Raw genomic sequence first — 23928 nt, 5'->3', positions numbered from 1 at the left:
CGGGCACGTCGGCCGCGATGGGGAAGGTCCGTACCCTGCTCGGTGGAGCGGCGGGGGTGTCATCCCCGCGATGTACGCCGGAGGTCCGCGTTCCTGCTCCGCAGGGGGGATCCCCGGAGGCGGTGGGCTTGGCACACTTGCCCGGTGAACATCGCGGTTCCCCTGTCCGGTGCGCTGCCGAGGCTGTCCCGTTGGGCCTGGGCGGCGGACGCCGTGCTCGCCCTCGTGCTGGCCGTCGGCACGATCAGCGCCAACATGGACCGGGCGTACGTGGACGACGTGCCGCGGGAGTCCGGCGAGGTCAAGATTCCGCTGGAGGACCGGCCGCTGCCGCCCGTGCCGCCCCCGGCCGGTGTGATCGTCCGGGCCTACGAGCACACCCTGGGCCCCATCCCCTGGTGGGCGATGGTCCTGGCGGTACTCACCGCCGCGCCGCTCGCCTGGCGCAGGCGGTCTCCGCTGGCCACGTTCTGGGCGGTGCTGGGCGCCACGGCGCTGTTCCATCTGAGCGAGGTCAACGAGGACGCCACGGCGGTCACGTTCGCCTCGGTGCTGATCGCGGCGTACAGCGCCGCCATGTACAGCCCGCACCGCAAGGCCGCCGGCGCGAGTCTCGCGGCCGGTGCCGTGGTCCTCGCCGTCGTCGATCTGGTCCCGGACGTCAGCCGCACCCTGATCCCGCTGCTGGTGCTGACGCCGATCGCGGTGGCCGCCAACGGCCTGCACGTCTGGCGCCAGCGGGTACGGGCCCTGCAGGCGGAGCAGGAGGCCGCCACCCGGTACGCCGTGGACCAGGAGCGGCAGCGCATCGCCCGTGAACTGCACGATGTGGTCACGCACAACGTGAGCATGATGACCATTCAGGCCGGCGCGGCCCGCAAGGTGCTGGACGTGAACGTGGACCAGGCCCGCGAGGCGATGCTGGCGGTGGAGGCGGCCGGGCGGACGGCGATGTCGGAGCTGCGGCAGGTGATGGGCCTGCTCACCATGGCCTCGGACGGCTCGTCCGCGCCGGGGAACCTGGACCTGGCACCGCAGCCGGGCCTGGACCGGCTGACCGAGCTGCTGGACGGCGTGCGCGGCACGGGAGTTCCGGTCGAGCTGACCGTCACCGGGGCCCGGTGCGAACTCCCGCCGGGTGTGGATCTCGCCGCCTACCGCGTCGTACAGGAAGCACTGACGAACGCCGTGAAGCACGCGTCGGGGGCGAGTGTGTCCGTGGCCGTCGAGTACGCGCCCGGTGAACTGCGGGTGGAGGTGCAGGATTCCGGCGGTGTGCCGACGTCCGCCGACGGGAACGGTCGCGGGCTCATCGGGTTGCGGGAACGGCTCGCGGTGTACGGCGGTACGCTCCAGGACGGCAGGCGCCCGCGCGGGGGGTATCGCGTGCGTGCCGTGATCCCGGTGGAGGAAGCGTGACCGAGGCACCCCGGGTGGTGATCGTCGACGACCAGGCCCTGGTACGCACCGGTTTCCGGATGATCCTCGCGGCGGACGGCATCGACGTGGTCGGGGAGGCCGCCGACGGCGAGCAGGCGGTCGCGGTGGTGCGGCGCACGCTCCCGGACGTCGTCCTCATGGACATCCGGATGCCGGGCACCGACGGCCTGGAGGCGACGCGCCGGATCCTGGGCGGCGGCGAGTCCCCGCCGCGCGTCATCATCCTGACCACGTACGACCTCGACCAGTACGTCTACGCCGCGCTGAGCGCCGGTGCCAGCGGCTTCCTCCTGAAGGACGTCACCCCCGAGCATCTCGCCGCCGCCGTCCGTCTGGTGCGTTCCGGCGACGCCCTGCTGGCCCCCGCCATCACGCGCCGACTGGTGGAGCGTTTCGCCACGGCCGACATCCGTACGGCCTCCCTGCACCGCGACCTGTCCGCGCTCACACCACGGGAGTTGGAGGTGCTCGGGGCGCTGGCCCGCGGCCACAGCAACGCGGAGCTCGCCCGGGGCTTCCGGCTCAGCGAGGCCACGGTGAAGACGCATGTGGCGCGCATCCTGTCCAAGCTCCAACTCCGCGACCGCGCCCAGGCGGTGATCGCCGCCTATGAGACGGGGCTGATCACTCCCGGCTCGGGAACGGACGGCTAGCTCCAGTCCTACGTGGCGTGTCAGGCCGTACGTCCCGCCACCAGCCACTTCGACGGCAGCTCGATCCGGGTGCCGTCGGGCGTGAACTCCGTGGTGGTCAGAGGCAGTTCGCCGCTCGCCAGGACCGTGAGTCCGGCCGATCCCAGATACACGGGCACCGCGTCGTCGGCCACCTCGCCGGGTGCGATGCCGTGCCGGAAGATCGGCGCGAGTTTGGGCGGCGGCCCCCCGGGGCTCTGCGCCAGGCCCATGAGGACGGGGCGGGCCGCCTCGGAGAGTTCGACGAGGAAGACCCGGCCGCGGTCGCCGGCGAGCGTGGCGATCCCGTCCACCAGGGACTGCCGGTCGTCGGGTTCGACCTGGTGGAGCACGCCGCGCATATAGACATTGGCGTCGCCGAGTTCCGCGTGCAGCGTCTCGGCCTCGGTCTTCTCGGTGGCGTCGAGGAGTCGGTACGTCGCCTGGCCCGCCGGGTCGGCCTGCCGGGCGTGGTCGAGGGCGGCGGCGGCCAGGTCGGCGCCCATGACGTGCCGGAACCGGTCGGCGAGGTAGCGCGTCTGGGTGCCGTTGCCGCAGCCCAGGTCCACCAAAGGAAGTTGAGGGTCCGTCAGATATGGCTCGAAGAGGGCGAGATGGAGGGCCGCGGTCAGGACGGGCGACGCGTCCCAGAACACGGCTCCCTCGTCATCGGAGGCTTCTCGCCAGAAGCCCTCCCAGGCTTCCCGGTACCGACTCGTCACGCTCATGCCGAACCCCCAGGTGGCGACACCGAACCCGTCGTAAGTGACGGGCCAGTACGGTTTATCGCGCCCTGGTTACAGCCACAAGCGCATGGCGCATTCCTTCACCGCTCATTCGAGTGGTGTACGCGGTTGCGCGCCCCCTGCGCCCCTTGATTCCCGGCATGCCGTCAGCGTCGCGGCAACGTCAGTTCGAACCAGACGGTCTTTCCGGCCGCCGTACGGCTGGTACCCCACTCCCGGGCCAGCGTGCCGACCACGTGCAGACCGCGCCCGATTTCGTCACCGGATCCGGCGGTGAGCAGGCTCGGCAGCTCGTGATCGTCGTCGTCCACCTCGCACAGCAGCGTGTCACCGCGCACGAGGCGCAGTTGTACGGGGCGACTGCGGGAGTGCCGTACGGCGTTGGTGACGAGCTCGCTGACCAGCAGCTCGGCGTTGTCCGCCAGCTTGGCCAGGCCCCACTCGTGGAGCTGTTCGCGGACCACCGCACGCGCCCTGCCGACCTCGATCGGGTCGACGGGGAGCCGCCATTCGGCCACGTCGTCCTCCCCGATGCCGTTGAGTCGGGCCAGCAGGAGGGCCACGTCGTCCTTGCGGCCGCCGCGAGTGTTGAGGGCGCGGATGATGGTGTCGCAGGCGTCGTCCATGGACGCGGCCGGGTGGGCGGCGGACTCGCAGAGCGTGGCGAGGCCTACGCCGATGTCCTCGCCGCGCACCTCCACGAGGCCGTCGGTGCACATCACGAGCCGGTCGCCGGGCTCCACGCGCACGCGTACCGCCTCGAAGGGCACCCCGCCGACGCCGATGGGCGCGCCCGTGGGCAGGTCGAGCAGCTCGCTGCGGCCGTCCTCGGCGCGGACCAACACCGGTGGAATATGGCCCGCGTTGGCGATGTGGAGCTCGCCGGCGATCGGGTCGTAGACGGCGTACAGACAGGTCGCGAGGTAGGTGTCGCCGAGGCGCTGGGCGAGGTCGTCGAGGTTGCGCAGGAGCTGTTCCGGGGGCAGGTCGAGGGCGGCCATGGTCTGCACGGCTGTTCGCAACTGGCCCATCATCGCGGCCGAGTTGAGGCCGTGGCCCATGACGTCGCCGACGACGAGGGCGGTGCGGGCGCCGGGCAGCTTCACCGAGTCGAACCAGTCGCCGCCCACGCGGCCAAGGAGCGTGCCCGGCAGATAGCGGGTGGCGATGTCGCAGCCCGCCATGCGCGGCGGGATGTGCGGCAGCATGCTGTCCTGGAGGGTCTCGGCGACGCTCTCCTGGTAGGTGTACATGCGCGCGTTGTCGAGCACGAGGCCCGCGCGGGCGGCGAGTTCGGCGCCGGTGACCCGGTCCATGTCGTTGAACTCGACGCGCTCGGGGTGGCGCAGCAGGATCATGAAGCCGAGGACGACATTGCGTGCCTTCAGCGGTACGACCAGCATGGAGCGGCCGGTGATCAGCGGCCGGATGTCGCGCTTCTCGAACTGCGAGGCGATGGCGTGGCCCATCTCCTCGCTGATGCGCGGCACGAGGACGGGGTCGCCGCTGGTCATGCACTGGAAGAACGGGGTGTGGGCCGGGAACGGCATGGCCTCGCCGACCGGCACGACGTCGTCCCAGCGGCCGGGTTCGTCGGTGTGTTCGACGGCGACCCGGTGCCACATGGTGGTCGTGTCCGGCACACCGTCCGGGAACCCCTCGCCGGCGACGACCTGTTCGCGCAGATAGGTGCCGGCGACGTCGGTGAAGCGCGGGACGACGGCCCTGCTGACCTCGATGATGGTCTTCGCCAGGTCGAGCGAGGTGCCGATGCGGCCGCTGACCTCGTTGAGGAACTCCAGGCGCTCGCGTACGGCGACGTATTCGAGGTCCTCGGCGTCGTCGGCGTTCTCCTGCGGCGTGGGCAGGCCCTCGGCCGCGGCGAGCGCCGCCCGCTCGCGGCGGGCCTTGCGCTCGGCCCGGCGGGGTACGCCCCAGTCGGGGGTGACGGGGACGCGGTCGTTCTGGCTGAACTCCAGGACGGGATAGCCCAGTTCGAGGATCTGCGCGACGATCCGGGCGCCCTCGTCGACACTCATGCTGGGCAGGATCTCGGGGAGTCTGCGGGCGAGTTCCTCGGCGCCGGGGAAGTCGGTGTGCAGGGCGAAACCGGGCGCGATGCGCTCGAACGCCACGTCGTCGGCGAAGTCTTCGGAGTCCTCGGATACCTCCGGCCGCAGTCCGTCCGCGTCGGCGGCCAGTACCAGCAGCTTCTCCCGTCCCGGTCCCACCAAGGGGTACGCCCACCACAGGACGTCCACCCGGCCGGTCTCAGGCACGGTGAGGCGGGCGCGGCCGGCCGCCGGGTAGGACAGCCGTCCGTCGAGGGACGATTCGAGGTCGGGTCCGAGGCCGTCGTACGCCGCGTACGCCCCGTACGGGGTGACGTCCTCCTCTTCGGGCAGGGCTCCGGAGACGGGGAGAAGGTCAAGCGCCGACCGGCCGATCGCGTCCTCCCTGGAGGCGCCGAACAGCCGCCGCGCGCCCCTGCTCCAGTGGGAGACCAGCCCCTCGCGGTCGATCACGACCACGGCCAGGGGGATGCGGCCGGTCGCGGCATGTTCCACCACCGCGCCGTTCCCAGCTCCGCGGCTGGGAGGTGCGTCCCTCTCTGCGCCACGGTCCATGGCCAAGGCCCTCTCTCCCCACGGCTCCGCAAGATCTGTGCCGCCTCACCACGGTACGGCGTCGGCCGGTTGCGAGGGGTGGCAATTCGGGAATTGGTCGCGGGCGACGGCTCCGGCGTGCGGGATTGGCCGGAGAGATCGGCTCAGTCCTCATGTCCCAGCTGGAGGTCTCGCTCCGTCCTTCCCCCTCCCGCCACTTGGAGCACGGTGGCCACGGGCGGGTATCCGGCGGCGATGACCGTGTACTCGCCGGAGGAGAGGTCGACGAAGCGGAAGGTGCCGTCGGGGCCGGTGGTGAGCGTGTCGACGACGTTGCCGGCGGCGTCGAGCAGCGTGACGCGCGCGTCCTCGACGGGCCTCCCCCACCCTCCGGGCGGGGGGACCCCCATCTCGCTTCGCTCGCCGCCGGACCGCACGGTGCCGCGCAGCACGGCGCCGCCCGCGAGTTCGATGTCCTGGCGGGTCTCCCGGGACGCCTGGACGGTGATGGGGAGCGCGGCCGGCCGGAACGCTGGCGCGCCGGCGGCGAGGGTGTACTCGCCGGCCACCAGTTCGGTGATGACGTAGCCGCCCTCGCGCCCGCTGCGGGTGCTGGCGACGACCTCGCCGTGGACGTTGGTGAGCGTGACGGTGGCGTCCCGGACCGGGGTGCCGTCCCCGGTGACCACGGTGCCCGCGAGGCGTCCGGCGCCGCCGAGGACGACATCGAGCTCCACGGGGCACTCGCCGACGGTCACGGAGACGGCCTGCGGCTGGTGGCCGCCCGCGGCGGCGATGAGGACGTACGCCCCCGAGCCGGGCGTGGACAGCGCGTACCGCCCGTCCTCGCCGCTCGCGCCCCGCCCGATCTGCGCCCCGGTGACGTCGATGAGCGTGAGGGCCGCGCGGGGTACGACGGTCCCGTCGGGGTGCTGGACGGTCCCGCAGACGGGGATTCCGGCGGTGTACGGCGAACGGGCTTGCGGGATGGGGGCGTTCACGGTCTCCGTCTCGGGGGCGTGGGGGGCGGCTGCTCTGTTCAACAGGGGGGTCTCCTTGAGGAAGAAGGAGATGAGCAGGCCGAGGACGAGGACCGGCACGAGGTAGAGGAAGATCCGCGGCATGGCGTCGGCGTAGGCCCGGATGTAGCCGTCGCGCAGCGCGGGCGGCAGGGCGTGGACGAGCTGCGGGGTGATGGACTCGGGGTCGGGCAGCCCCGTATGCGTGGGGAGGCGCTGTGCCAGGGAGTCGGTGAGCCGGTCCGCGAAGAGGGTGCCGAAAATCGCCGCGCCGACGCTTCCACCGATCTGCCGGAAGTAGTTGTTGGCGCTCGTCGCGGTACCGAGGTCGGCGGGGTCCACGGAGTTCTGCACGGCGAGGATCAGGACCGGCATCACCATGCCGATGCCGGCGCCGAGGACGGCCATCCAGAGGCTGTAGTGCAGCCGGGGCGTGTCGATTTCGAGCCGGGACAGCAGCCACATGCCCAGCACGGAGAGCAGGCTGCCGAGGATCGGGTAGACCTTGTAGCGACCGGTGACGCTGATGAGCTGTCCGGAGACGACCGAGGCGCCGACGATGCCGCCCATCATGGGCAGCATCAGCAGACCCGACTCGGTGGCGCTCGCTCCGTCGACCATCTGCAGGAAGGTCGGCAGATAGCTCGCGGCGCCGAACAGCGCGACGCCGATCACGAGGCCCACCAGGCCGGTGATGTTGAAGACGGAGTCCTTGAACAGCCGCAGCGGCATGAGGGGTTCGGCGGCGAAGTGTTCGGCGACGAGGAAGAGGACGATGGCGGCGCCCGCTCCGGCGCCGAGGCCGAGGATGACGCGCGAGTCCCAGGCGTACTCGGTGCCGCCCCAACTGGTCAGCAGGACGAGGCAGGTGGAGGCCGCGGCGAGCAACAGCGCGCCGGGGACGTCGAGTCGGGCCTTCGCCGCTGGCTTCGGCAGTTTGAGTACGACGGTGACGACGGCCAGGGTGAGCAGGCCGAAGGGCACGTTGATGTAGAAGCACCAGCGCCAGGAGAGGTGGTCCGTGAAGTAGCCGCCCAGGAGCGGGCCCGCGACGGAGGCGAGCCCGAAGGCGGCGCCGATCAGGCCCATGAAACGGCCGCGCTGCCGTGGCGGCACGATGTCCGCGATGATCGCCTGCACACCGATCATGAGCCCGCCCGCACCGACGCCCTGGACGGCGCGGAAGGCGATCAGCTGGTCCATGGTCTGCGCCCGGCCGGCGAGCGCGGAGCCCACGACGAAGACGACGATCGCGAACTGGAAGACGCCCTTGCGGCCGAGGAGGTCGCCGAGCTTGCCGTAGATCGGCAATCCGATGGTGGCCGTGAGCAGATAGGCGGTGATCGCCCAGGACATCTTGTCCAGGCCGTGCAGCTCGCCGACGATCTTCGGGAGCGCGGTGGCGACGATCATCTGCTCCAGGGCGGCGAGGAGCAGGGCGAGCAACAGCCCGATGAAGACCAACCGCACCTGGCGCGGCCCGAGTTCGACCGCCGCGGCCGGAGCCGCTGGGGGATCCTCCGGGGGCGTCGCGACCGGTTCCGCCTGCACCAGAGTCGTCCCGCCCACGTACCGCTCCCCTCGTCGCGCCTGTCGCACAATTCCCGCGTTATGCGACAACTACGAACAAGCACGACGAGTTACGGCCTCAATCCGACCGCGGGGAGATCCACTCGAACCGGTGAGAAGATCAACGACCGTCGGCGATCGGGGCGTTGGAGCTACTTCTCGACCTCGGTGGCGAGTTTGTCGAGCACCTCGTCGTAGATCCGGCCGAGACCCTTGGGCGCGAAGGTCCGCTCGAAGAAGCCGCCGATGCCACTGGCGCCGTTCCAGGTACTCGTGACGACGACCCGGGACTTGCCCTCGCCGGCCGGGGTGACCCGCCAGGTGGTGACCATCGTGGAGTTGCGGTCCTTCTCGACGAGTTCACCGTTGGTGGGCTCGCTGACCTCCAGGAGGCAGTCGCGGACGCGCTTGCTGGTGGCCTGGAGCTTCCAGTGGACGAGGGTGCCCTCGCCGTCGCCGCCCTCGCGCACCTCGTACTCGCTGAAGTGATCGGAGAGCAGTTTCGCGCGCGTGCCGGTGTAGTCGGCGAGAGCGTCGAACACCTTCTCCGCGTCCGCCGCGACGACCCGCTCAGTAGTGGCTTCGACCTGCGCCATTGCTTCCTCCAGGACCTGATTTCTCGGGGGTTGGAGCAAGCCAACCACCCCGCTGCCCGGCCACCCAAATCGGGGGCCTCGAAGTGATCGGAACACGCCGGAAAGGCAAGGTCGCACGATCAAGGGAACAAGTGTTCTATTATGTGGCGCAGCGATACCGAGGAGGCGTCATGCGCTGGGAGAACCTCACAGCGGAGTCCACCGTCGGCCCGGCCGACGCCGCGCTGTTCGGCGCGGACGCGGTCACCACCCGCACTTTCGACACGCCGGAGTTCCGTGGAATCACCTTCCACGAGATCCGGGCCAAATCGATCATCAACCGCGTGCCGGGGGCCTCCCGGATGCCCTTCGAGTGGACGGTGAACCCCTATCGGGGCTGCACGCACGCGTGTGTGTACTGCTTCGCCCGTAAGACGCACAGCTATCTGGACCTCGACACGGGGCTCGGCTTCGACTCGCAGATCGTGGTCAAGGTGAACGCGCCGGACCTGCTGCGCCGCCAGCTCGGCTCACGCCGCTGGCTCGGCGAGCACATAGCGATGGGCACCAACGTCGACTGCTACCAGCGCGCGGAGGGCCGCTACGGGCTGATGCCGGGCATCCTCTCCGCCCTGCGCGACCACGCGAACCCGTTCTCGATCCTGACCAAGGGCACGCTGATCCTGCGCGACCTCGACCTGTTGGTGCAGGCCTCGCAGGTCACCGACGTAGGCGTCTCGGTCTCCGTCGGCTTCACCGACCCCGAGCTGTGGCGCACCGTCGAGCCGGGCACACCGGCGCCCGAGCGCCGACTGGACGTCGTTCGCACCCTGAGCGAGCACGGTATCGGCTGCGGTGTCCTGATGGCCCCGGTGCTCCCGTTCCTGAGCGACCACCCGGCCCAACTGCGCGCCACGGTAAGGGCGATAGCCGCCTCCGGGGCCACGTCCGTCACCCCGCTGGTGCTGCATCTGCGCCCCGGCGCGCGCGAGTGGTTCATGGCCTGGCTCGGGCAGCACCACCCGCATCTGGTCCGGCGTTACGAGCGGCTGTACGCGGACGGCGCCTACGCCCCGAAGTGGTACCAGCGCCGGATCACCCGTCAGGTCCACGAACTGGCCCAGGAGTACGGCATCGGCCCCGAGCGCGCGGAGATGCCACGCCGCGTCCGGGAGCCGGAGCCGGCGCAGCCCGCGATGCCCGAACCGACCCAACTCACATTGATCTGAGAGCGTTCGAGCGCATCATTCGACCCAATCGGGTCATGTGTCGCCAGAACGAGTGGTTCCGGGCGCCCTTTCCGGGACGATGCGGCCCAGGTCGTGACCTTCGCGACCCGAAGCCCCTCCGCCCTGGGAGACTCATGAGGAAACGCGCAACCGTACTGTGTGGCGCCGCCGTCGTGCTGGCCGGAACCTTCACGGCCGTCCCCGCCGACGCGAGCGCGCCGCGCGTCGCGGAAACCGCCCAAGCCGCGGCACTCACCTGGAAGAAGTGCGGCACCACCGCCTACCCGAGACTCCAGTGCTCGTCCGTCGAGGTGCCACTCGACTACGCGAACCCCAGCGGGCGGCGGATCACGCTCGCGCTGTCCCGCGTCCCGCACACCGCGAAGAAGTACCAGGGCCCGCTGCTGGTCAACCCCGGCGGTCCCGGCGGCAGCGGCCTGTCGCTCGCCGGGCACGTGACGTCCGCGCTGCCCAAGGCGGTGGCGTCCCAGTACGACGTCATCGGCTTCGACCCGCGCGGAGTGGGCGCGAGCAAGCCCGCGCTGGACTGCTCGCCGGGCCACTTCGATCCGGCGCGCCCGGACTCCGTGCCGAGCACCTTCGCCCTGGAAAAGGCCAACCTCGACCGCGCCAGGTCCTTCGCCGACGCGTGCGGCACGAAGTACGCGAGCGTGCTGCCGTACATCAACACCGTCAGCGCCGTGCAGGACATGGACTCGATCCGCAAGGCGCTCGGCGCGGAGCGGCTCAACTACTTCGGCTACTCCTACGGCACCTACCTCGGCGCGGTGTACGCCAAGCTCTTCCCGGACCGCGTCCGCCGCCTGGTCCTGGACTCGATCGTCGACCCGACCGGCGTCTGGTACGACGACAACATCGCGCAGGACTACGCCTTCAACGACCGTCACCGGGCCTTCCTGGCCTGGGTCGCGAAGTACGACGCGACGTACAAGCTCGGCACCGACCCGGAGACGGTCGAGGCCATGTGGTACGCGATGCGCGCGGCCCTCGCCGCGAAGCCGGCCGGGGGCAAGGTGGGCGCCTCGGAGCTGGAGGACACCTTCATGCCCGGCGGCTACTACAACGGCTACTGGCCCTACCTCGCGGGGGCGTTCGCGGCCTACGTGAACGACAAGGACGCCGACCCCCTGGTCGAGGCGTACGAGAACTTCGCCGCGGTCGACGCCTCCGGCGACAACAGCTACAGCATCTATACGTCGGTGCAGTGCCGTGACACCTCATGGCCGCGCGACTGGGACCAGTGGCGCGACGACAACTGGGCGGTGTACGAAAAGGCACCGTTCATGACCTGGAACAACGCCTGGTACAACGCGCCGTGCGCGTTCTGGCCGACGGAGTCCCAGGAACCGGTGGACATCACCAACACCGAGCTGCCTCCGGCCCTGCTGTTCCAGGCCACGAACGACGCCGCCACCCCGTACGAGGGCGGCGTGACAGTCCACCGCCTCCTGCACGACTCCAGCCTGGTGGTCGAACAGGGCGGCGGAAACCACGGCATCACCCTGAGCGGAAACACCTGCCTGGACAAACACCTGGCGAAGTACCTGACCGACGGCACGGTCCCACGCAATAGCGCCGGCGGCGAGGTGGACGCGGCGTGCGACGCCCTGCCCGCCCCGAAGCCCCTGAGCAAGAAGTCAACACCGTCCACATCCCGCGGCTCGACCCTGCACGGCCTGCTCGGCTTCCACAGCTGAGCCCGGCCTGATAACCCGTCGGGGGTGGGGTTCGCGCCACCCCCGACAAGACCGCGCACCGAGGCCTCATCCCGCAGTCGTTCCTCGACACGACGCCGCGCTCGCTTCGAGCAGGGTGACGGCAGCAGCATGACGGGCTGGTGAACGCCGGTGTTGTGCAGCGCCCCGTAAGGGGCGCGGGGAACTGCGCGACCAGCCCCCACCGGACCCGCGGCAAGCGAACCGCCTATCCAGCAGCGCGCTCGTTACCGTTGCTTCGCGATGTCCGCAAGCGCGCGTACCGCCGCCTCCGCAAGTGCCGGGTGGGCGAGCGCCTCGTTCAGTACGGGGCTGGCCCGGTTGTCGCCCAGGGCTCCGAGGCCCTCCACGCAGGCGAGGGCGACCCGGCGGTACGGGTCGTGCGGGCGTAGGCGGCGCTCCAGGGTGGTGATCAGGGCCGGTACCGACTCGGGGGCGCGCAACTCCGTCAGGAGGCGGATCGGGTGCAGGGCGTAGGCGACGCGGAGTTCGTTGGTGGCGAGGGCGGCGGCCGCTCGGGCGGTGCGGGGGTCGCCGAGACGGGCCAGGGCGTACGCCGCTGAAGCGCAGCGTTGCGGTTCGCGGTGGTTGAGGAAGAGGACGAGGGCCTCGAAGGCACGGGGGTCGCCTGCCAGCCCCAGCCGGAACGCGGCCAACTCCCTGGCCCACAGCGGCTGTCCGGGCGCGGTGAGCACACCCGCCAGTTCGTCGTGGTCCCCGGTCGCCGCCAGCCGCTCGTAGGCCGCGGAGGCCGCCGACTCCTGCCGTAAGCGCTCCGTGACTGATCGCAACTCTTCGTCCATGAAGGCGAGAGTAGACGCGCCGCCCGCAACCCGGGACGTACATCACAAACTCGGGGACTAGCGCGCTCGTTACCCGCGGGTTAAGCTCAGACGAGCGAGTTACCCACTCGCTCTCCTCCTCGCGGTGGCCTGGTGACGCAGCCACTGCGAGTGCAGTCGGTTCGGTACCTCGCGTACCGCAGTACGGCACGGCTTGGGACAGAGCCGGTCGGACCTCACCGTTCTCCGGGCGTGTGCACGCCCGCGACTACGACACCGGGCGTGTGCGCTCGCAGCCCGAAACCACCCGCACTCCTTTCAACTCGCCGCATCCGGTGCGCCATTCACGGGGGCTTCCCCTCGGCGCACCGGGCGCGTTCCCAGTCGTCACCACCCTCATTCCTGGAGTCCCGCGATGGCCACTCCCCTGTCCGACACCCCTCTGTCCCCGCTCAAGACCATTGCCGTCGTCGGCCTCGGCACGATGGGCACCGGCATCGCCGAGGTCCTCGCCAAGGCCGGCCGCGAGGTCGTCGGCATCGACATCAGCGAGGCCGCGACCGCCAAGGCCGTCGCCGCCCTGGAGTCCTCGACCGCCCGTGCCGTGCAGCGCGGGCGCCTCACCGAGCAGGAGCGCGCGGACGTCCTCGCCCGGGTCCGCACCTCCACCGACCTCCGGGCCGCGGCCGACGCCGACCTCGTCATCGAGGTGGCCCCGGAGTCGTACGAGATCAAGCACCAGATCTTCCGCGAGCTCGACGGGATCGTGCGCCCCGAGACGATCCTCGCGACCGGCACCAACGCCCTGTCCGTGACGCGCCTGGCCGCCGACTCGGCGCGCCCCGAGCGGGTGCTGGGCCTGCACTTCTTCAACCCGGCACCGGCGATGCGGCTGGTCGAGGTCGTCTCGTCCGTGCTGACCGCGCCCACGGCCGTCACCGCGGTCACCAACCTCGCCCTGGACCTCGGCAAGGAGCCCGTCGCGGTCGGCGACCGCCCCGGATTCGTCGCGGACGGCCTGCTGTTCGGCTACCTCAACCAGGCCGCCGCGATGTACGAGGCCAGGTACGCCTCCCGCGAGGACATCGACGCGGCGATGCGGCTCGGCTGCGGACTGCCCATGGGCCCCCTCGCCCTGTTGGACCTGATCGGCGTCGACACGGCCCGTACGGTCCTGGAGGCCATGTACTCCGAGTCCCACGACCGGCTGCACGCCCCCGCGCCCATCCTCAAGCAGCTCAGCCAGGCGGGCCTGACCGGCCGCAAGTCGGGGCGCGGCTTCTACACCTACGAGGCGCCCGGCAGCGCGACGGTCGTGCCGGACGCGCTGACCCCGTCGGCCGGCGCTCTGGAGACCCCTGGCCGCCCCGTGCGCTCCGTCGGTGTCGCGGGCTCCGGCACCATGGCGTCCGGCATCGCGGAGGTCTTCGCCAAGGCCGGGTACGAGGTCGTCCTCGCCGCCCGCAGCGAGGAGAAGGCGCAGACCGCCAAGGCCCGCATCGGCAAGTCGCTCTCACGCTCCGTCGACAAGGGGCGCCTGACCGCCGAGGCCGCCGCGCAGACCCTCGACCGCATCACCGCGGCCGGCTCCTACGACGCCTTCGCCGACGTCGATCTGGCCGTGGAGGCCGTCGCCGAGGACCTGGAGGTCAAGCAGCAGCTGTTCGCGACGCTGGACAAGGTCTGCAAGCCGGGCGCGGTCCTGGCGACCACCACCTCGTCGCTGCCCGTCGTCGCCTGTGCCCGTGCCACCTCGCGTCCGCAGGACGTGATCGGGATGCACTTCTTCAACCCGGCACCGGCGATGAAGCTGGTCGAGGTCGTCCGTACGGTGTTGACGACCGACGACGTCCACTCAACGGTTCGCGAGGTCTGCGTCAAGATCAAGAAGCATGCCGTTGACTGTGGCGATCGAGCTGGATTCATCGTCAACGCATTGCTTTTCCCGTACCTCAACAACGCGATCAAGATGGTGCAGGAACACTATGCATCTCTTGACGACATTGACGCGGCGATGAAGCTGGGCGGCGGCTACCCGATGGGCCCCTTCGAGCTGCTGGACGTCGTCGGGCTCGACGTCTCGCTGGCCATCGAGAAGGTCCTGCACCGCGAGTTCCGGGACCCCGGCCTCGCCCCGGCCCCGCTCCTGGAGCACCTGGTGGCCGCGGGCTGCCTCGGCCGCAAGACGGGTCGCGGCTTCCGCGAATATGCCCGGCGCTGATCGTCCCGGCGACTGGTTCAGAGCCGGCGAGGACTGGGGCGGGCTGCTGGACCCCGGCAGCTCTCCCCCGCTCTCCCGGCCCAGCTCTCCCCCGCCCTCCCAGCCCTGCGTTCCCCCGCCCGTCGAGGGCGGGGGAAGCCCCCGACATGCGCACCAAGCTGCGCACATGCAGTACGTTCGGGTCATGTCCCAGCCCGCCAAGTCCTCACGTACACCTGCCACGCCCGACGCGCCGGAGAGTGCCGCCGGAAGTCGCGCGGCCGCCCAGCGGCTCAAGATGCGCCGCGAGCTGGCGGCCGCGGCGATGGAGCTGTTCGCGACCAAGGGCTACGAGGCGACCACCGTCGACGAGATCGCGGCCCAGGCCGGGGTGGCCCGCCGTACGTTCTTCCGCCACTTCCGTTCCAAGGAAGAGGCGATCTTCCCCGACCACGACGACACGTTGATCCGTGCCGAGGCGGTACTCAACGCCGCTCCGGCGCACGAGCACCCGCTCGACACGGTGTGCCGTGGCATCAAGGAAGTCATGAAGATGTACGCGGCCCGGCCGGAGATCTCGGTCGCCCGCTACAAGCTCACGCGCGAGGTGCCCACCCTGCGCGAGGCGGAGATCGCGTCGGTCGCCCGCTACGAGCGGCTCTTCACGCGCTATCTCCTGGGTCACTTCGACGAGCACGCGCACGACGACGACGCCAACGACGACCCGCTGCTGGCCGAGGTCGCCGCGTCCGCCGTGGTGACCGCCCACAACCACGTGCTGCGGCGCTGGCTGCGGGCGGGCGGACAGGGCGACGTCGAGACCCAGCTGGACCATGCCTTCGCGATCGTGCGGAAGACGTTCGGTACGGGCATCGGCGCGGGACGGGAGACCGCACCGCGCCCCACGGCCCCGGCCTCCGTCTCCACGCAGGGTGAGGTCCTGGTCACCGTGGCCCGCACGGACGCCCCGCTGGACGAGGTCATGCGCACCATCGAGCAGGCGCTCAAAGAACGCTGAACGCTGAGATCGCTTCACCCATGTGATGACGGCCACCCCACGGGGTGGCCGTTTTGGCATGTCAGAGCCCCTTTTCGCGCAGATCTCAGAGCCCGTTCGATCGATCATCGCTCATTTGTTACGTAAAGATTTCATCTGAGGGAACGTTCTGGCACTCAGTGCCTTGCGAGGTGACACGCGGTGTCATACCTTGAAGGAGTCCGGGCGGCCGGCGTGCAGAGACCTTTCGTACGCCGGCTGTCCCCGCAGCCACCACTGGCCGCGCGCCCGGACGCCTGCGTCACAGGCAACCTCCCGCGCCACAAAGCGCTGCCGAACAGCACCGCCCGCCGAACCGACGGCAACCCTCACCCACCCTCAGCAGCACCGACGTAACCGTCAGCGCCCCTCCCTCAGGGCGCTCACCGCCGGAGGCAACACCGTGACCGTGAAGGACATCCTCGACGCGATCCAGTCGCCGGACTCGACTCCGGCCGACTTCGCCGCCCTGCCGCTCCCCGAGTCGTACCGCGCGATCACCGTGCACAAGGACGAGACCGAGCTGTTCGCGGGTCTCGAGACCCGCGACAAGGACCCGCGCAAGTCGCTCCACCTCGACGATGTCGCCCTGCCCGAACTGGGCCCGGGCGAGGCCCTGGTGGCCGTGATGGCCTCCTCGGTCAACTACAACTCCGTGTGGACGTCGATCTTCGAGCCGATGGCGACCTTCGGCTTCCTGGAGCGGTACGGCAAGCTCTCCGAGCTCACCAAGCGCCACGACCTGCCGTACCACATCATCGGCTCCGACCTCGCGGGCGTCGTCCTGCGCACCGGCCCCGGCGTCAACGCCTGGAAGCCCGGAGACGAGGTCGTCGCGCACTGCCTGAGCGTGGAGCTGGAGTCGAGCGACGGCCACAACGACACCATGCTCGACCCCGAGCAGCGCATCTGGGGCTTCGAGACCAACTTCGGCGGTCTCGCGGAGATCGCGCTCGTCAAGTCCAACCAGCTGATGCCCAAGCCGGACCACCTGAGCTGGGAGGAGGCCGCCGCACCGGGACTGGTCAACTCCACCGCGTACCGGCAGCTGGTCTCCCGCAACGGCGCCGGCATGAAGCAGGGCGACAACGTCCTCATCTGGGGCGCGAGCGGTGGACTCGGCTCCTACGCCACGCAGTTCGCGCTCGCGGGCGGCGCCAACCCGATCTGTGTCGTGTCCTCACCGCAGAAGGCCGACATCTGCCGGGCCATGGGCGCCGAGGCGATCATCGACCGCAACGCCGAGGGCTACAAGTTCTGGAAGGACGAGCACAACCAGGACCCGAAGGAGTGGAAGCGCTTCGGCAAGCGCATCCGTGAGCTGACCGGCGGCGAGGACGTCGACATCGTCTTCGAGCACCCAGGCCGCGAGACCTTCGGCGCCTCCGTCTACGTCACGCGCAAGGGCGGCACGATCGTCACGTGCGCCTCGACCTCCGGCTACAACCACGAGTACGACAACCGCTACCTGTGGATGTCCCTGAAGAAGATCGTCGGCTCGCACTTCGCCAACTACCGCGAGGCCTGGGAGGCCAACCGGCTCGTCGCCAAGGGCAAGATCCACCCGACGCTCTCCCGGGTGTACTCCCTGGAGGAGACCGGACAGGCCGCCTACGACGTGCACCGCAACCTCCACCAGGGCAAGGTCGGCGTCCTGTGCCTGGCCCCCGAGGAGGGCCTCGGCGTGCGCGACGAGGAACTGCGCGCCAAGCACATCGACGCCATCAACCGCTTCCGGAACATCTGAGGGCCGAGGTCCCGTACATGACTGAGCGTCAGACAGAGCCTGCGGCTGAGGGCGCGCCGGTGTCGAAAGAGACGAAGACAAGGGAGCGCAGCGACCGCGGGCTGAGGAACGTCGACACCGGCACAGAGCGCCCTCAGCCGCAGGCGCAAAAGGAAAGGGACCGGCCGTGGCTCATGCGCACGTACGCCGGTCACTCCACGGCCGAGGCGTCCAACGAGCTGTACCGGCGCAACCTCGCCAAGGGCCAGACGGGCCTGTCGGTGGCGTTCGACCTGCCGACGCAGACCGGCTACGACCCCGACCACATCCTCGCCCGCGGCGAGGTCGGCCGGGTCGGGGTCCCCGTCTCGCACCTCGGTGACATGCGCCGGCTGTTCCAGGACATCCCCCTGGAACAGATGAACACCTCGATGACCATCAACGCCACCGCCATGTGGCTGCTGGCGCTCTATCAGGTCGTCGCCGAGGAGCAGGGCGCCGACATCACCCAGCTCCAGGGGACGACCCAGAACGACATCGTCAAGGAGTACCTGTCGCGGGGCACGCACGTGTTCCCGCCGGGTCCCTCGCTCCGGCTGACGACGGACATGATCGCGTACACGGTCTCCCACATCCCCAAGTGGAACCCGATCAACATCTGCAGCTACCACCTCCAGGAGGCCGGCGCCACGCCGGTCCAGGAGATCGCGTACGCGATGTCGACGGCCATCGCCGTGCTGGACGCCGTCCGTGACTCGGGGCAGGTGCCCGCGGAGCGCATGGGCGATGTGGTCGCCCGTATCTCCTTCTTCGTGAACGCGGGCGTCCGCTTCGTCGAGGAGATGTGCAAGATGCGGGCCTTCGGGCGGATCTGGGACAAGGTCACGCGCGAGCGGTACGGCATCGAGAACCCCAAGCAGCGCCGCTTCCGCTACGGCGTCCAGGTCAACTCGCTCGGTCTGACCGAGGCTCAGCCGGAGAACAACGTCCAGCGGATCGTCCTTGAGATGCTGGCCGTGACCCTCTCCAAGGACGCACGCGCGCGTGCCGTCCAGCTCCCCGCCTGGAACGAGGCGCTGGGTCTGCCCCGGCCCTGGGACCAGCAGTGGTCGCTGCGGATGCAGCAGGTGCTCGCCTACGAGAGCGACCTGCTGGAGTACGCGGACATCTTCGAGGGCTCGCACGTCGTCGAAGCGAAGGTCGCCGCGCTCGTCGAGGACTCCCTCGCGGAGATCGACCGCATCCAGGAGATGGGCGGCGCGATGGCCGCCGTCGAGTCGGGTTACCTCAAGTCGCAGCTCGTCTCGTCCCACGCCGAGCGCCGCGCTCGTATCGAGTCCGGTCAGGAGAAGATCGTCGGCGTCAACATCTTCGAGACGACCGAGCCCAACCCGCTGACCGCCGACCTGGACACCGCGATCCAGACGGTCGACCCCGCCGTCGAGGCCCGGGTCGTGTCGGCGCTGACCCACTGGCGCGACACGCGCTACCAGCCGCCCTTCAACCACCCCCGCCCGTGCAAGGCGCTGGAGAGGCTGAAGGAGGCCGCCAAGGGCACGGACAACCTCATGGAGGCCACCCTGGAGTGCGCCCGCGCCGGGGTCACGACCGGCGAGTGGTCGGGGGCGCTGCGCGAGGTGTTCGGCGAGTTCCGCGCGCCGACCGGGGTGTCGTCCGCGCCGGTGGCCGTCCCCGCCGAGGAGGGCACGGCCATGGCCGCCGTGCGGCGCAAGGTGGAGACCACCGCGAGCGACATGGGCGTCGGCAAGCTCCGCTTCCTGGTGGGCAAGCCGGGCCTGGACGGGCACTCCAACGGCGCCGAGCAGATCGCCGTACGCGCGCGTGACGCCGGCTTCGAGGTCGTCTACCAGGGCATCCGGCTCACCCCGGAGCAGATCGTGGACGCGGCCGTCGCCGAGGACGTGCACGCGGTCGGGTTGTCGATCCTGTCCGGCTCGCACGCCCAGCTGGTGCCGGACGTGCTGGAGCGACTGCGTGTGGCCGGTGCCACAGACATACCTGTCATCGCCGGTGGGATCATCCCCAATGGAGATGCCGAGCAGCTCAGGGCCGCCGGAGTGGCCGCGGTCTTCACCCCGAAGGACTTCGACATCACCGGAATCATCGGCCGCATCGTCGACGAGATCCGGAAAGCGAACAAGCTCGACCCCCTGGAGGTCCCCGCATGACCACGCCCGCCCCCGTGAACCGGCTTCGTCCGCGACGCTCCTGTCTCGCGGTCCCGGGAAGCAACCCCCGTTTCCTGGAGAAGGCGCAGGGCCTCCCGGCCGACCAGGTCTTCCTGGACCTGGAGGACGCGTGCGCGCCGCTCGCCAAGCCCGAGGCGCGGCACACCATCGTCAAGTTCCTCAACGAGGGTGACTGGACGGGCAAGACGCGGGTCGTGCGCGTCAACGACTGGACGACGGAGTGGACGTACCGCGATGTCGTCACGGTCGTCGAGGGTGCGGGCCAGAACCTCGACTGCATCATGCTGCCGAAGGTGCAGACCGCTCAGCAGGTCGTCGCCCTCGACCTCCTGCTGACGCAGATCGAGAAGACGATGGGCTTCGAGGTCGGCAAGATCGGCATCGAGGCGCAGATCGAGAACGCCCAGGGTCTGAACAACGTCAACGAGATCGCGACGGCCTCCCAGCGCGTCGAGACGATCATCTTCGGCCCGGCCGACTTCATGGCGTCGATCAACATGAAGTCGCTGGTCGTGGGCGAGCAGCCGCCCGGTTACCCGGCGGACGCCTACCACTACATCCTGATGAAGATCCTGATGGCCGCCCGCGCCAACAACCTCCAGGCGATCGACGGCCCCTACCTCCAGATCCGCAACGTGGACGGCTACCGCGAGGTCGCCCAGCGCGCCGCGGCCCTCGGTTTCGACGGCAAGTGGGTGCTGCACCCGGGCCAGGTCGAGGCGGCCAACGAGATCTTCTCGCCCTCGCAGGAGGACTTCGACCACGCCGAGCTGATCCTGGACGCGTACGACTACTGCACGTCCGAGGCGGGTGGCAAGAAGGGCTCCGCGATGCTCGGCGACGAGATGATCGACGAGGCCAGCCGCAAGATGGCGCTGGTCATCTCCGGCAAGGGGCGTGCGGCCGGCATGCAGCGCACCAGCAAGTTCGAGATTCCGGAGGCGTGACCATGCAGTTCGGGCGCACCTACGAGGAGTTCGAGGTCGGGGCGGTCTACAAGCACTGGCCCGGAAAGACGGTCACCGAGTACGACGACCACCTCTTCTGCCTCCTCACCATGAACCACCACCCGCTCCACATGGACGTCAACTACGCGGAGAACACGACGGACTTCGGCAAGAACGTCGTGGTCGGGAACTACATCTACTCGCTCCTGCTGGGCATGTCCGTGCCGGACGTGTCGGGCAAGGCGATCGCCAACCTGGAGATCGAGTCGCTGAAGCACGTGGCGCCGACCTTCCACGGCGACACGATCTACGGCGAGACGACGGTCCTCGACAAGACACCGTCGAAGTCGAAGACCGACCGCGGGATCGTCTACGTGGAGACCAAGGGCTACAAGCAGGACGGCACGCTGGTCTGTGTGTTCCGCCGCAAGGTCATGGTGCCGACCGAGGCGTACATCAAGGAGCGCGGCGGCGAGCAGCCGGGCCGCCCCCAGCTCAAGGAACAGGGGAAGTAGTCATGGCGCGACTCGCCCAGACCGCCGGTCTGACCGACGTCCAGCAGGAGATCCTGTCCACCGTCCGCGACTTCGTGGACAAGGAGATCATCCCGGTCGCGACCGAGCTGGAGCACCGCGACGAGTACCCGCAGCAAATCGTCGACGGGCTCAAGGAGTTGGGCCTGTTCGGCCTGATGATCCCGGAGGAGTACGGGGGTCTGGGCGAGTCGCTCCTCACCTACGCGCTCTGCGTCGAGGAGATCGCGCGCGGCTGGATGTCGGTGTCCGGCATCATCAACACGCACTTCATCGTGGCGTACATGCTCAAGCAGCACGGCACGCAGGAGCAGAAGGACCACTTCCTGCCGCGCATGGCGCTGGGAGACATCCGCGGCGCGTTCTCCATGTCGGAGCCGGCGCTCGGCTCGGACGTGTCGGCGATCACGTCGAAGGCGGTGAAGGACGGCGACGAGTACGTCCTGAACGGCCAGAAGATGTGGCTGACGAACGGCGGTACGTCGTCGCTCGTCGCCGTACTCGTGCGAAGTGACGAAGGACACCCGGAGGGCACCGCCCCCCACAAGTCGATGACGACCTTCCTGGTCGAGAAGGAGCCCGGCTTCGGAGAGGTCCGCCCCGGCCTCACCATCCCCGGGAAGATCGACAAGATGGGCTACAAGGGCGTCGACACGACCGAACTCATCATGGACGGACTGCGCGTTCCGGCCAATCGGGTCCTGGGCGGCAGCACCGGCCGAGGTTTTTACCAAATGATGGACGGAGTGGAGGTCGGGCGCGTCAACGTGGCGGCGCGTGGCTGCGGCGTCGCTCAGCGTGCTTTCGAACTGGGCGTCTCGTACGCGCAGCAGCGTCACACTTTCGGGAAGCAGATCGCCCAGCACCAGGCCATTCAGTTCAAGCTGGCGGAGATGGCTACCAAGGTCGAGGCCGCCCATGCGATGATGGTGAACGCGGCACGCAAAAAGGACTCCGGCGAACGAAACGACCTCGAAGCAGGGATGGCGAAGTACCTCGCCTCCGAGTACTGCAAGGAAGTCGTCGAGGACGCTTTCCGGATCCACGGCGGCTACGGCTTCTCCAAGGAGTACGAGATCGAGCGCCTCTACCGTGAGGCCCCGATGCTGCTGATCGGTGAAGGTACCGCCGAGATCCAGAAAATGATCATCGGTCGCAGGCTGCTCGAAGAGTATCGGCTGCAGGGCTAGATGTCCGGGTTCGGGGTGCTTTCTTCGAGAAGAAGATCACACCCCGTCAACACCCCTCGGCCGTCGACTCGGCTTCCTGGCTTGCCCAGTTGTAGTCCGCGACCGGTACGATCCCGGGAAAGCCGCCGTCCCCCGTTACAGCGCGGCATCATCCGCTACGAAGGTCATCCATGCCCCACAGCCAAACCTCTGCACCTCGCGACAGCCTGGCAGGCGTACGCCTCGCGCGCGGAGCATCGCCGTGGCTTCTCCCGACCGTCGCCACCGCAGCCCTCAGCCTGGTACGCGCGCGCAAGTCCGGCGCCGCCAAGGCCGTGGCCGTACCCGCCACCGCGCTCGCGGCGGGCATGCTGTGGTTCTTCCGCGACCCCGAGCGCGAGATCGCCCAGGGCCGGGTCATCTCGCCCGCCGACGGTGTGGTGCAGAGCATCATGCCGTGGAAGGACGGCCGTACCCGCGTCGCGATCTTCATGAGCCCGCTCAATGTCCACGTCAACCGGGCGCCCCTCTCCGGCATGGTGACGTCGGTCGAGCACATCGCGGGTGGGTTCGTTCCGGCGTTCAATAAGGAGAGCGAGAACAACGAGCGCGTAGTCTGGCATTTCGACACCGAACTCGGTGACATCGAGATGATCCAGATCGCCGGCGCGGTCGCTCGCCGCATCGTCCCCTACGTGCCGCAGGGCACGAAGGTCGAGCAGGGTGACCGCATCGGGCTGATCCGCTTCGGCTCGCGCGTCGACATCTACCTGCCCGAGGGCGTGGAGGTCGCGGTCGAGGTCGGTCAGAAGACCGTGGCTGGGGTGACTCGCATTGACCGTGATTGATCCGGAGACCCAGGCGGGCTGGGTGCCCGAGGCCGACGAGGTGGACGACGAGGAGGAGATGCCCCTCTCTCTCCGCCTCTCAATAGCGGACACCCTCACCCTCGGCAACGCGACGTGCGGCTTCATGGCGGTGTACTTCACCACCACCGGCATCCTCATCCCGCACCTCACCGACAGCCAGGAATCCGGCATGGCCCGCAACAGCGCGGCCACCGCGGTCATCCTGATGCTGTGCGCGGCGGTCTTCGACCTGTTCGACGGCCTGGTCGCGCGCAAGCTGCGCTCGTCGCCCATGGGCGCGGAGCTGGACAACCTCTCCGACCTGATCAGCTTCGGCCTCGCGCCGGCGTACTTCGTCCTCGTCTACGGCATGGTCGCCGACGACGCGTACCAGCGGGTGGCCGCGGTCGGGGCGATCGTGGTGCTGCTGGCGGTGGTGCTGCGGCTTGCGCGGTTCTCGTGCGTGACGGTGCCGAACGGGATGTTCCAGGGCATGCCCTCGCCGTTCGGCGCACTGACGGTGGTCTCGATCGTGCTGCTTGAGCTGCCCTTCGTGGCGACGCTCCTCGCGATCCTCGGCACCGCGTGGCTGATGGTCAGCCGGGTCGAGTACCCCAAGCCGCGGGGGCGGCTCGCGGTGGCGATGCTGACCTGGATCGTCGTCTCGATGGGCCTGCTGGCGGCCTGGGCCTTCGACGCGCCCAGCGGCCAGCTCCTCCTCCAGACCGGCTGTGCGCTGCAGCTGGTCACGGGCGCGGTGATCCCCTTGTTCGCCACGGCTCGCCGGGTGAACAACTTCCGCGACAACAGGCGTGAGGCACGGGCGGCACAGCTGCCGTAGCCGTATCGGTGACAGCGAGGAGGGCCCGGACCATTTCTGGTCCGG

At 69.5% G+C, this 23928-nt stretch carries 18 protein-coding genes; 13 read left to right on the top strand and 5 right to left on the bottom strand.

Going from position 1 to position 23928, the window contains the following annotated elements:
• Nucleotides 1-255: 255 nt before the first annotated feature.
• Both AC5DRG_RS42640 and AC5DRG_RS42635 read left to right on the top strand, forming a co-directional pair.
• Nucleotides 256-1419 carry a sensor histidine kinase gene (locus AC5DRG_RS42640; RefSeq protein WP_491813307.1) on the top strand — a complete coding sequence of 388 codons (1164 nt, stop codon included), beginning with the start codon at nt 256-258 and terminating at the stop codon, nt 1417-1419.
• Nucleotides 1416-2093, top strand: coding sequence for a response regulator (locus tag AC5DRG_RS42635; RefSeq protein ID WP_491805225.1), 678 nt, complete (start codon nt 1416-1418; stop codon nt 2091-2093). Before AC5DRG_RS42640 ends, AC5DRG_RS42635 begins: the two co-directional genes overlap by 4 nt.
• A gap of 20 nt (nt 2094-2113) precedes the next feature.
• Here AC5DRG_RS42635 and AC5DRG_RS42630 read toward each other — a convergent pair whose 3' ends face one another.
• From AC5DRG_RS42630 to AC5DRG_RS42615, 4 genes are all read right to left on the bottom strand, one after another.
• Nucleotides 2114-2839, bottom strand: coding sequence for a methyltransferase domain-containing protein (locus tag AC5DRG_RS42630; protein WP_491805224.1), 726 nt, complete (start codon nt 2837-2839; stop codon nt 2114-2116).
• 164 nt (nt 2840-3003) lie between these two features.
• Nucleotides 3004-5484, bottom strand: a complete 2481-nt coding sequence (locus tag AC5DRG_RS42625) for a SpoIIE family protein phosphatase (protein WP_491805223.1) — start codon at nt 5482-5484, stop codon at nt 3004-3006.
• Between the two features lie 143 nt (nt 5485-5627).
• Complete coding sequence (locus tag AC5DRG_RS42620) at nt 5628-8051, bottom strand: MFS transporter (RefSeq protein ID WP_491805222.1); 2424 nt, start codon at nt 8049-8051, stop codon at nt 5628-5630.
• Between the two features lie 152 nt (nt 8052-8203).
• Complete coding sequence (locus AC5DRG_RS42615; RefSeq protein ID WP_491805221.1) at nt 8204-8647, bottom strand: SRPBCC family protein; 444 nt, start codon at nt 8645-8647, stop codon at nt 8204-8206.
• A 170-nt stretch (nt 8648-8817) separates the two neighbouring features.
• Here AC5DRG_RS42615 and AC5DRG_RS42610 point away from each other — a divergent pair, with 170 nt between their 5' ends.
• Both AC5DRG_RS42610 and AC5DRG_RS42605 read left to right on the top strand, forming a co-directional pair.
• Complete coding sequence (locus AC5DRG_RS42610) at nt 8818-9855, top strand: Rv2578c family radical SAM protein (protein ID WP_491805220.1); 1038 nt, start codon at nt 8818-8820, stop codon at nt 9853-9855.
• Between the two features lie 134 nt (nt 9856-9989).
• Nucleotides 9990-11573 (top strand): alpha/beta hydrolase, encoded by a 1584-nt coding sequence (locus AC5DRG_RS42605; protein ID WP_491805219.1) that lies wholly within the window; start codon nt 9990-9992, stop codon nt 11571-11573.
• Between the two features lie 245 nt (nt 11574-11818).
• On the opposite strand, the gene AC5DRG_RS42600 is transcribed toward AC5DRG_RS42605, so the two are convergent.
• Nucleotides 11819-12394, bottom strand: coding sequence for an adenylosuccinate lyase (locus tag AC5DRG_RS42600; protein ID WP_491805218.1), 576 nt, complete (start codon nt 12392-12394; stop codon nt 11819-11821).
• A 394-nt stretch (nt 12395-12788) separates the two neighbouring features.
• Between AC5DRG_RS42600 and AC5DRG_RS42595 the strand changes: the two genes are divergently transcribed.
• The 9 genes from AC5DRG_RS42595 (at nt 12789) to pssA (ending at nt 23883) form a co-directional block, all read left to right on the top strand.
• The gene (locus tag AC5DRG_RS42595) at nt 12789-14594 is read left to right on the top strand and encodes a 3-hydroxyacyl-CoA dehydrogenase family protein (protein WP_491805217.1); all 1806 of its coding nucleotides are present in this window, start codon (nt 12789-12791) and stop codon (nt 14592-14594) included.
• A 184-nt stretch (nt 14595-14778) separates the two neighbouring features.
• Entirely contained in the window at nt 14779-15591 is an 813-nt protein-coding gene (locus AC5DRG_RS42590; RefSeq protein ID WP_491805216.1) for a TetR family transcriptional regulator, read from the top strand.
• A gap of 421 nt (nt 15592-16012) precedes the next feature.
• Nucleotides 16013-17356 (top strand): crotonyl-CoA carboxylase/reductase, encoded by a 1344-nt coding sequence (gene ccrA, locus AC5DRG_RS42585; RefSeq protein WP_491805215.1) that lies wholly within the window; start codon nt 16013-16015, stop codon nt 17354-17356.
• Nucleotides 17357-17457: 101 nt separating this feature from the next.
• Nucleotides 17458-19524, top strand: a complete 2067-nt coding sequence (locus AC5DRG_RS42580; protein ID WP_491813306.1) for a protein meaA — start codon at nt 17458-17460, stop codon at nt 19522-19524.
• A complete protein-coding gene (locus AC5DRG_RS42575) occupies nt 19521-20492 on the top strand; it encodes an HpcH/HpaI aldolase/citrate lyase family protein (protein WP_491805214.1) in 972 nt (323 codons plus the stop codon). The genes AC5DRG_RS42580 and AC5DRG_RS42575 overlap by 4 nt, the downstream gene beginning before the upstream one ends.
• Nucleotides 20493-20494: 2 nt before the next feature.
• Nucleotides 20495-21007 (top strand): MaoC family dehydratase, encoded by a 513-nt coding sequence (locus AC5DRG_RS42570; protein WP_491813305.1) that lies wholly within the window; start codon nt 20495-20497, stop codon nt 21005-21007.
• A gap of 2 nt (nt 21008-21009) precedes the next feature.
• Nucleotides 21010-22215: an acyl-CoA dehydrogenase family protein gene (locus AC5DRG_RS42565; protein WP_491805213.1), complete on the top strand. Its 1206-nt coding sequence runs from the start codon at nt 21010-21012 to the stop codon at nt 22213-22215.
• A 170-nt stretch (nt 22216-22385) separates the two neighbouring features.
• Nucleotides 22386-23042: a phosphatidylserine decarboxylase gene (locus tag AC5DRG_RS42560; protein WP_491805212.1), complete on the top strand. Its 657-nt coding sequence runs from the start codon at nt 22386-22388 to the stop codon at nt 23040-23042.
• Nucleotides 23043-23064: 22 nt separating this feature from the next.
• Complete coding sequence (gene pssA / locus AC5DRG_RS42555) at nt 23065-23883, top strand: CDP-diacylglycerol--serine O-phosphatidyltransferase (protein WP_491813304.1); 819 nt, start codon at nt 23065-23067, stop codon at nt 23881-23883.
• Nucleotides 23884-23928 lie beyond the last annotated feature (45 nt).

The organism is Streptomyces sp. JLBG701, assembly GCF_058544905.1.
This window is presented reverse-complemented; position numbering and strand designations above follow the sequence as displayed.